Origin of the sequence: Micromonospora sp. NPDC049240 (genome assembly GCF_040647835.1) — a bacterium.
In the GTDB taxonomy this organism is placed as follows: domain Bacteria; phylum Actinomycetota; class Actinomycetes; order Mycobacteriales; family Micromonosporaceae; genus Micromonospora.
Genome location: NZ_JBEZCX010000011.1, coordinates 296,511 through 303,881, shown reverse-complemented (window position 1 = coordinate 303,881; position 7,371 = coordinate 296,511). Strand labels below are relative to the sequence as shown.

The following is a 7,371-nucleotide window of genomic DNA, read 5'->3' as shown; positions in this document are numbered from 1 at the left end:
ACATGCCGCTGACCAAGGCCGCGCAGACGGTGCAGGTGTCGGCCTACCCGGACGCGTACGCGCAGTGGGAGAAGCAGGCCACCGACCTGGTCAACAAGCACTGGACCAAGTAAGACGGCGCGAAGGCCGGCACCCCGCCGAGGGTGCCGGCCTTCACGTGCGCCGTGGGTGTCAAGCGGGGCGCCTTGCTCTACCGGAGGCGTTAACGGGGGGCCCGGCCTTTCACCCGGCGGCCGGCGACGATGTCGACCACGGCGGCGATCAGCGCCAGCACGATGATGCCGGCGGCGAGCAGCAGCGAGTGCCGGAACGCCACCGACCAGTCGCCCCGGTTGTCGGCCAGCGTGGAGAAGAACAGCGCGCCCACCGCCGCGATGCCGGCGGCCGAGCCGATCCGCTGTCCGGTCTGGAGCATGCCGGCGCCGCTGCCCGCCATCGGCACCGGCACCTCCGACAGCGTGAGCGTCTGGTTGGGCGCGATCACCAGGCCGCTGCCCAGCCCGGCGACGAGCAGCGGCAGCGCGGTACGCAGCGGCACGTGCTGGTGCGGCCCGCCGGTCAGCACCAGGTCGGTGGCGACCAGCCCGACCACCACGGCGAGCAGCCCGATCGCGACCAGCGGCCGGCCGTACCGGGTCACCACCCGCCCGCCCAGCGCGGAGGCGACCGCCGAGCCGAGCGCGAACGGGGTGATCGCCAGGCCGGCGACAAGCGCGCTGTAACCCAACCCGATCTGGAGGTACAGCGTGAAGATGAAGAAGATCGCGGTGAAGCCGGCGAAGTAGATCAGCCCGATCAGCGAACCCAGCGTGTACGAGCGCAGCCCGAACAGCCGCAGGTCGAACAGGGGTGTGGTGTGCCGGGCGTACCGGCGTTCCCAGAACGCGAAGCCGGCGAGCAGCAGCAGGCCGAGCGGGATGAGCAACCACTTGGTCGACCCCTGCCACTGCTCCCGCTGCACCAGCGGCAGCAGGATCACGGTGACCCCGGCGCCGAGCAGCAGCACGCCGACCGGGTCGAGCCGGTGCCGGTCGGGCTGCCCGGCGGGCCGGGCGGGGATCAGCCGCCAGCCGAGCACCATCGCGACGATGCCGACCGGGATGTTGACGAAGAACACCCACCGCCAGCCGTGCTCGGCGCCGCCGAGCTGGATGAGCAGCCCGCCCAGCAGCGGCCCGACCGCGGTGGAGATGCCGATGGTGGCGCCGAGCAGCCCGAACGCGCGCCCCCGGTCGGCGCCCCGGAAGAGCTGCTGGATCATGCCGCTGACCTGTGGGTTGACGATGCCGGCGGCGGCGCCCTGGACGAGCCGGGCGACGATCAGCCAGGTCGCCGACGTGGCCAGCCCGGCGAGCGCGCTGGTCAGCGTGAACAGTCCCACCCCGACCACGAACGCGGTCCGCCGGCCACGCGCGTCGCCGAACCGTCCGGCCGGGACCAGCACCAGGCCGAACGTCAACGCGTACCCGGACAGCACCCACTGAAGGTCGCTCGGGGTGGCGTGCAGCGCCCGGTCGATCGACGGGACGGCGACGTTGACGATGCTGACGTCCAGCAGCGTCATGAACGCCGCGACCAGGCCGACGCTCAGTGCCCGCCAGCGACGCCGCTCGTCGTACCCGGTCTCCGTCGCCGGCGTCGACGGCCGGTCCCCACTCATCGTGCCCCCCACAGCCGTCGATCACGCATCCCCGATCGCTACCCGGACCCCGGTGGGGCAAACGACGCGGTCAGGCCATCTGACGCGCGCACCACCGGGGCCCGAAGTCCAGGCCCGTCATCGGCGAGTCCTCGCGGTGCAGCAGTCCCCGCTCGGTGAGCGTGTGCAGCGGCTCGCGCAGCTCCTCCTCGGTCATCTGGGTCTCCTCGGCGATCAGGTCCGGGTAGGGGACGTGTCCCCGCACCTCCAGCGCGGACACCGCCTGGTAGACCCGTTCCTCGACCGCGGACAACTGGACCTGAGGCATCGCTTCCCTCCTCGGCGTGGATCGTCCGACCGCCGGACGGTCGGCGACCGGCGCTTACCCGGCCGACCGGCGATGATGCCCACCCGATCGAGGGTCGTGTCGGGCCACCCGGCCCGCCGGTGCCCTAGGCTGCACCAGTGATCATCTGGGATCTCGTCGTGGTCGGTGGCGGGCCCGCCGGCCTCTCCGCCGCGCGTGCCGCGGCCCGGGCCGGCGTGCGGACGTTGGTGGTCGAGCGGGCGACCCACCCCCGGTACAAGACGTGCGGCGGCGGCCTGATCGGCACCTCGCTGGCCGAGGCCGGCGACGTGATCGAGGTGCCCGCGCAGGACCGGGTCGACCGGGTCACGTTCACCCGGGACGGGCGACGCGCGTTCACCCGCCGCCACGGCGCGCCGGTGATCACGATGATCCGCCGCGAGGAGTTCGACGACCGGCTGCGCGCCGCCGCGGTGTCGGCCGGCGCCGAGGTCCGCGAGGGCGTCGCGGTCCGCGCCGTGGAACAGGATCCCGACGAGGTACGCCTGCGGCTGGCCGACGGCGACGTGGTGCGCGCCCGTGTGGTGGTCGGCGCGGACGGCTCCTCCGGGGTGACCGCCCGACACGTCGGGGTGCGCTTCCGCCAGGTCGATCTGGGGCTGGAGCTGGAGCTGCCGGTGTCCGCCGTCGAGCGGGACCGCTGGCGGGGCCGGGTGCTGCTCGACTGGGGCCGGGTCCCCGGCTCGTACGCCTGGGTCTTCCCGAAGGGTGACCGGCTCACCGTGGGCGTCATCTCCGCCCGCGGCGACGGCGAGCGGACCCGCGCCTACCTGCGCGACTTCGTGGCCCGGCTGGGGTTGTCCGGGATCGCGCCCGAGCACGACTCCGGTCACCTGACCCGCTGCCGCGCCGAGGACTCCCCGCTGCGCCACGGCCGGGTGCTCGTCGTCGGCGACGCGGCCGGCCTGCTGGAGCCGTGGAGCCGGGAGGGCATCAGCTACGCGCTGCGGTCCGGCCGGCTGGCCGGCGCGGCGGTCGCCGGCGGTGACCTGGACGCGTACCCCCGGGAGGTGGCGCGGCTGCTGACGCCGGAGATGCGGGCCGGGCACCGGCTGCTGGACGCGTTCGAGCGGCGACCGGACGTGTTCCACGCGATGCTGGCCACCCCGCTCGGCTGGCGGATGTTCGTCCGGTTCTGTCAGGGGCGGATCGGCTTCGCCGAGGCGCTCGACCGGCGGCCGGTACGGGCCGGGCTGGCGCTGATCGACCGCCTGCCCCCGGTCAGGGGACGATGACCGCCCGCCCGTGGATGTCCCCCCGGCGCAGCGCCTCGTACGCCTCGGGCGCCTCGTCCAGCGGGAACGTCCGCACGTCGGCGTGCAGCCGGCCGTCCCGGGCCAGCGCGATGACCTCCTGGAGTTCGGCGCGGGTGCCCCAGAACGGCACCACCACACCGGTCTCCAGCGGCACCGGGGGCGGCGCGTCGGCGACCGGTCGGACCGGCAACGTGCCCCCGGCCAGGCCGACCAGCAGCAGTTGACCGCCGGTGGCGACGACCTGCCGGGCGGTGTCCAGGGTGGGCTGCGCGCCGACGAAGTCGAGCACCACGTCCGCGCCGTCCGGCGGCGGACCGACCAGTTCGCGGATCTTCTCCACCGCGTCCGCGCCGGCCCGCACCACGTGGTGGGCGCCGAGCCGGTCGGCTAGGTCCAGCGCGGCGACGTTGGTGTCCACCGCGACGATCCGCACCGCGGTGGTGGCGACCAGGATCTGGAGCGCCATGTGCCCCAGCCCGCCGATGCCGATCACCACGCAGGTGGTGCCAGGGCGCAGCCGGGGCCGGGCCAGCTCCACCGCGTGGTACGGGGTCAGCCCGGCGTCGGTCAGCGGCGCGGCCTGGGTCAGGTCCATCTCGCCCACGTGCAGCAGCCGGGACGCCGGCACCACGACGTGCTCGGCCAGCCCGCCGTCGCGGCTGAGCCCGATGCCACCGACCGGGGTGACCCGGCAGCGGTTCTCCTCGCCGCGCAGGCAGGCCCGGCACCGGCCGCAGCCGATGATCCCGTAGACCGCCGCCCGGTCCCCGGGCGACCAGCCGTCCACGCCGGGACCGGCGACCTCCACCGTGCCGGCGATCTCGTGGCCCAGCGTCATCGGGGTGGGGAACATCCCCGCCTCGGCGTCGAGGATGTGCAGGTCGGAGTGGCAGGCGCCGACCGCGCCGACGCGCAGCAGCACCTCACCGGGGCCGGGCTCCGGGGTGGGCACCTCGGTCAGCTCCAGCACCCCCGGAGCGGTCATCCGTACCGCGCGCATGTCGCCCTCCACCTCGTCGCCAGCGGCAGTCGAGGCGGCATACCCCTGCCGTCGCGGTTGATACCGCGTCCGGTCGGGCCACGAGTGGAGCACGGTGGCTGTCTCCGGGGCGCGAAGACACCCATACCGTTCCAGTGGCGGGTCGTCCGGCCCATGGGTGGAACACCACGGGTGTCTCCGGCCCGGTTTGACACCCATACCGTTCCACCCGTGCTCCACCCAGTCCGCGAGTGGAACGCTATGGCTGTGTTGGCGCGCGTGGCGCACAATGCGGGCATGAGCGAACCGGTCGCGTCGTTCACCGACGAGGAGTGCGCCTTCCTGCGGCATGTCCGCTTCGGCGAGCTGCCACCTCGGACAAGCCCCGAGGAACGCGCGGAGTCGACCGAGACCGACAGTCGCCCGTACCGCCCGGATCCGGCCGGCGGCGAGTCAGAGTGGCACCTGCGCGCCGGCGGCTGACTCTCAGGCCACGAAGATGCCCCGACCGACCCGGCCGATCAGCTCGTCGGACTGGATCATCGAGTCGACAGCCCGACGAACCGTCATGTGCGAGGTGTCGTACTGCTCGGCCAAGAGCCGCACCGACGGCAGCTTCGCGCCGGTGGGGTAGATACCCGCCTTGATCTTGGCACGTAGGTCATCCCTGATCTGCATCCATAGTGGTTGCTCGTAGGGCATGGATGAAGCCAACCAGCAGCGTTTCAGATCATGTACGGCTACCCCTGATTGTCTTTACAGGCTTTATAGGTTGAGTAAGCTGAGTGCCTCCGGTACGGAAAGGGGATCATGAGAACACACCTGGTATGCCTCGTAGACCTCATTCGCAGAGGGCGCGACGAGCCGGCCTTCGGCCTCGGACGACCCGACACCCACTACGTCGATCAATCCAACGTCTATCCGCGCAAGGTGGGGGAGGGGCGCCATCGATGACCCCCGAACTGGAAGAACTCCCTGTCATCCGGGTGGCAGAAACTCCGACGATCCTGGTTCTCAAGAGTGGTGAGGGAATTGCCGGCTGGGCGTCTGTCTTCTCGGACGGTTCGGCGTGGATTGTTCAGCCAGACGCAAGAACCATGGTCCACTCCGGCTCGGTGCGGACTCTCGTCAACTTCTGGGCGCAGGTCTTCGACTGTGAGGTAGGGATTCCCAAGGAAGCCGTCTGACGGCAGCGACCGGGAGGGCGAGGGCCTCGGTACGACGCCGGGGCCCTCGCCCGAGGATCAGAAGACCGGCACGCCCTCGCGGACCAGCTTCCAGTTCGGCACGAAGAAGTCGGCCGGGTCGATGGTGCCCTTGGCCTGCGCCCAGTCGATCAGCAGCTGGCGGATCTCCTGCTGCGCGTTGTAGACCTGCGTCTTCACGATGCCGGGGAAGTTGCCGCCGCCGCTGCGCCGGTAGTTGTTCACCGCCACCACGAACTGCGCGTCCGCCGCGACAGGCGTGTCGGTGCCGGCCAGCACCAGGCGGGTGATCCGCTGGCCGACCGGCTTCGAGATGTCGATGTCGTAGTCGACGCCGGAGAACACGTCGTAGTTGTAGTCCGGCACGTTCGTGTCGTTGATGGTCGCCGGGTCGACCGCGGCGCCCACCGGCACGGTGAGGAAGTACTTCGCCGAGTACTCCAGGTACGCCTTCACCTCGGCGCCGGTCAGCACGACCGCCTCGAGCGTGTTGTCGTAGACGTAGAGGCCGGCCACGTCGCGGATCCGCACGTCGCCCTGCGGGAAGACCGCGGTGCGGCTGAACGGCGCGGCGATCGACAGCACCGGCAGCCCCGCGTACGCGCCGCCGGCCAGCGCCTCGGTGACCACCTCGGTCTGGACGTGGTTGATGAAGTCCAGGATCGGGGTGTCCTTGTAACGCGACTCGGCGGCGGACAGCTCCACGCTCGACTGCGCGACCACCCGGTTGACGTACTCGACCGTCTTGGCGTGCTGGCCGCGTACCGCCGCGAGCACCGCCGGGTCCTCGACCACGGTGTTGGTGTTCAGCGTGGTGGCCGACGAGTCGACGACCTTCCAGCAGCCCTTCTCCCGGGTCAACGTGAAGTCCATCCGGGTGAGGCGCTGGCCCCACTTCGACGGCTCGGAGGTGAGCACTGCCTTGCCGGTCTTCAGGTTGGTGACGAACTTCTCCGGCACCTCGTTGTGGGCGTGACCGAACAGGATCGCGTCGATGCCGGGCACCTGCTCGGCGATCAGCGCGGTCGGGTTCTCGTTCGGCAGCTCGGGGCCGTAGCTGGAGGTGCCGCTGTCCCCGCCGTGGGCGGAGATGATGACCACGTCGGCGCCGCGCCGGCGCATCACCGGCACCCACTTAGCCGCGGTGGCGACCATGTCGGCGAAGACCAGCCGGCCCTCGACGTTGGCCTTGTCCCAGATGGCCACGCCCGGGTTGGTCAGGCCGAGGATGCCGACGCGCAGCTTCGGCGCGCCGTGCCCGCCGAGCCGGACCTCCTTGATCACGTACGGCAGGAAGGCCGGCTTGCCGGTCTTGGAGTTGATCGCGTTCGCGGCGAGCGCCGGGAAGCCGAGCTGCTTGATCCAGGTGGCCAGCAGCGGCAGGCCGTAGTTGAACTCGTGGTTGCCGAGCGTGACGGCGTCGTACCGCAGCACGTTCATCGCGTTGGCCATCGGGTGCGTCTCACCGGTGCTGGTGATCGGCTCCTGCTTGGCGTAGTAGGTGGCCAGCGGCGTGCCCTGGATGGTGTCGCCGGCGTCCAGGACCAGCGTCGCCTTGCCCGTGCGCTCCGCCCGAATCTGGTTGACCAGGGTGGCCAGCTTCGCGACGCCGACGTCGTTGTGCTTGCTGTCGTCGAACTCGGCGTCCTTGTAGTAGTCCCAGTTGTAGACGTTGCCGTGGGTGTCCGAGGTGCCGAGGACGGTCAGGTCCCAGGTCTTCGGCTGCTTCGGCTTCGCCTCGGCGGGCGCGCCGGCGAGCAGCGGAGCGGTCGCCGCGGCGGCGGCGACGGCCAGCACCTGGCGGCGCGAGGCGCCGGAGGAGGAGGTCATGAGGTGCCTTTCCATGGGGGTACGCGCCTCGTGGGCGCCGCTGCGCACCATAACCACCGGCTGTCACGCACGCCACAACACCCCCAGATGTCGCC

Annotated in this window: 8 protein-coding genes; 3 read left to right on the top strand and 5 right to left on the bottom strand. The window is 71.5% G+C overall.

What is annotated here, in order from left to right:
* Nucleotides 1-202: 202 nt before the first annotated feature.
* On the bottom strand, nt 203-1,660 hold the full coding sequence (locus AB0B02_RS19360) for an MFS transporter (protein ID WP_357302031.1): 1,458 nt from the start codon (nt 1,658-1,660) through the stop codon (nt 203-205).
* Nucleotides 1,661-1,730: 70 nt separating this feature from the next.
* Nucleotides 1,731-1,967, bottom strand: coding sequence for a hypothetical protein (locus tag AB0B02_RS19355; RefSeq protein ID WP_357302028.1), 237 nt, complete (start codon nt 1,965-1,967; stop codon nt 1,731-1,733).
* Between the two features lie 137 nt (nt 1,968-2,104).
* On the opposite strand from AB0B02_RS19355, the gene AB0B02_RS19350 reads away from it, so the two are divergent.
* A complete protein-coding gene (locus tag AB0B02_RS19350; protein ID WP_357302025.1) occupies nt 2,105-3,241 on the top strand; it encodes a geranylgeranyl reductase family protein in 1,137 nt (378 codons plus the stop codon).
* Here AB0B02_RS19350 and AB0B02_RS19345 read toward each other — a convergent pair.
* Nucleotides 3,228-4,262 carry an NAD(P)-dependent alcohol dehydrogenase gene (locus AB0B02_RS19345; protein WP_357302022.1) on the bottom strand — a complete coding sequence of 345 codons (1,035 nt, stop codon included), beginning with the start codon at nt 4,260-4,262 and terminating at the stop codon, nt 3,228-3,230. The genes AB0B02_RS19350 and AB0B02_RS19345 overlap by 14 nt on opposite strands.
* Nucleotides 4,263-4,538: 276 nt before the next feature.
* Between AB0B02_RS19345 and AB0B02_RS19340 the strand changes: the two genes are divergently transcribed.
* A complete protein-coding gene (locus AB0B02_RS19340) occupies nt 4,539-4,724 on the top strand; it encodes a hypothetical protein (protein ID WP_357302019.1) in 186 nt (61 codons plus the stop codon).
* Nucleotides 4,725-4,727: 3 nt separating this feature from the next.
* Here AB0B02_RS19340 and AB0B02_RS19335 read toward each other — a convergent pair whose 3' ends face one another.
* A complete protein-coding gene (locus AB0B02_RS19335) occupies nt 4,728-4,943 on the bottom strand; it encodes a GntR family transcriptional regulator (protein ID WP_281941365.1) in 216 nt (71 codons plus the stop codon).
* A 248-nt stretch (nt 4,944-5,191) separates the two neighbouring features.
* Here AB0B02_RS19335 and AB0B02_RS19330 point away from each other — a divergent pair, with 248 nt between their 5' ends.
* Nucleotides 5,192-5,428, top strand: a complete 237-nt coding sequence (locus AB0B02_RS19330; RefSeq protein ID WP_357302016.1) for a hypothetical protein — start codon at nt 5,192-5,194, stop codon at nt 5,426-5,428.
* A 57-nt stretch (nt 5,429-5,485) separates the two neighbouring features.
* Here AB0B02_RS19330 and AB0B02_RS19325 read toward each other — a convergent pair whose 3' ends face one another.
* A complete protein-coding gene (locus AB0B02_RS19325) occupies nt 5,486-7,276 on the bottom strand; it encodes a 5'-nucleotidase C-terminal domain-containing protein (protein ID WP_357302013.1) in 1,791 nt (596 codons plus the stop codon).
* Nucleotides 7,277-7,371: the final 95 nt, after the last annotated feature.

Excerpts from the sequence above, each read along its gene's own strand:
- AB0B02_RS19360 (WP_357302031.1), bottom strand. The coding sequence starts at position 1,660 with ATGAGTGGGGACCGGCCGTCGACGCCGGCGACGGAGACCGGGTACGAC.
- AB0B02_RS19355 (WP_357302028.1), bottom strand. The coding sequence starts at position 1,967 with ATGCCTCAGGTCCAGTTGTCCGCGGTCGAGGAACGGGTCTACCAGGCG.
- AB0B02_RS19345 (WP_357302022.1), bottom strand. The coding sequence starts at position 4,262 with ATGCGCGCGGTACGGATGACCGCTCCGGGGGTGCTGGAGCTGACCGAG.
- AB0B02_RS19340 (WP_357302019.1), top strand. The coding sequence starts at position 4,539 with ATGAGCGAACCGGTCGCGTCGTTCACCGACGAGGAGTGCGCCTTCCTG.
- AB0B02_RS19335 (WP_281941365.1), bottom strand. The coding sequence starts at position 4,943 with ATGCCCTACGAGCAACCACTATGGATGCAGATCAGGGATGACCTACGT.
- AB0B02_RS19330 (WP_357302016.1), top strand. The coding sequence starts at position 5,192 with ATGACCCCCGAACTGGAAGAACTCCCTGTCATCCGGGTGGCAGAAACT.
- AB0B02_RS19325 (WP_357302013.1), bottom strand. The coding sequence starts at position 7,276 with ATGACCTCCTCCTCCGGCGCCTCGCGCCGCCAGGTGCTGGCCGTCGCC.